Below are 1,297 nucleotides of genomic sequence, written 5' to 3'. Positions count from 1 at the left end.
CCTGCAAAGGAGATCCGTATGTATCGCCAAGGTGTTGAATATCGCACCATGAAAGCCGGTAAGTCTGTTTCACACCGCTCGGATATGGGCAAATTACCCAAAGAGGCGCAAGTGTTGAAGGTCTTTTTCAAGTACTCCTACGAGCAAATCAGTGAGATATTGGAACATCAGTATCAGGTGGTTCGCTACAAGATGCCCGATGGTAAGATTTATGAGGGTTACTTCCCTAAAAGCGGTGAACCGGAGATAATAGACAAGGTTCCCGGCACCCATGCATCCAGCAATTTCCTGGCTTATCTTGCTTTCAATAAATATGTGCTTGACACCCCTTTCTACCGTGAGATCTTACGTATAATGGATGAGAAAATGCGTGTATGCCGGATGACTTTAAGCAACTGGCTTGCCAAAGGGGGCACTTATATGGCAGAGTTGGTCAAGGTACTGAAGAATATGTGCCTTGAGAAAGATTCTGTGATAAATTGTGATGAAACCTGGTGCAGGGTAAAAATAAACGATACTTATAGGAAGAAATACATTTGGTGTCTGGTGAACAAGGAAGCTAAAATAGCAATCTACTGTTACGGGGAAGGTTCCAGAAGCCGTGACGCGCTTCGCCTGATTCTTGGAAATGCGCAAGTGAAGTCCTTGCAGTCGGATGGCTACAATGTTTATATGTATCTTGATAATGAGCTGATAGATGTGGAACATATCTGTTGTATGGCTCATGCCCGTGCTAAATTTAAATACGCCCTTGAACAGGGAGGTGATAAGGATGCTGAATACTTTTTAAAGTGTATTGGAGAACTCTACAAGTTGGAAGCTGAATATGAGCATGGAAAACTTTCTGCCGAACAGATTGGGCTTCTTCGTCAAAAGTTGAAAACAAAAGAGATCGTCATAAGGTTACGCAGTAAGTTGGACGCAATGCTGTCCGAAAATCATTCTCCACGAGGTGAGCTGATGGAAAAAGCCATTCGTTATCTTGATACGTTTTGGACGCAGCTCTTTGCCTATCTCAAAGACGGACGTTACAGTATTGACAATTCAATTGCCGAGCGCTTCATCCGTCCCCTTGCCGGCGAACGTAAGAACTCATTGTTCTTCGGTAGCGACAGGATGGCGAATGTGTCGGCAGCTTACCATACCATCATATCAACCTGCAAGATGCATGGCATCTCAGCCTTGGAATTTTTCAAAAGCTTCTTTCACGAAATCATGCTTGGCCGAAGAGATTATGAGAACTTATTGCCAATGACGATAGGTATTAAACCTAATAAAATCTAAAATTAATCCTGAT

Annotated in this window: 1 protein-coding gene; it reads left to right on the top strand. The window is 43.2% G+C overall.

What is annotated here, in order from left to right:
- The coding region (locus tag DXB63_RS18315; protein WP_233522895.1) for an IS66 family transposase at positions 1–1,284 on the top strand (1,284 nt) is incomplete at its 5' end.
- Between the last annotated feature and the right edge of the window lie 13 nt (positions 1,285–1,297).

The sequence above is a fragment of the Bacteroides sp. OM05-12 genome, assembly GCF_003438995.1.
GTDB lineage: Bacteria > Bacteroidota > Bacteroidia > Bacteroidales > Bacteroidaceae > Bacteroides.
The sequence above is the reverse complement of the archived record's forward strand: the minus strand, read 5'-3'. Positions and strand labels throughout refer to the sequence as shown.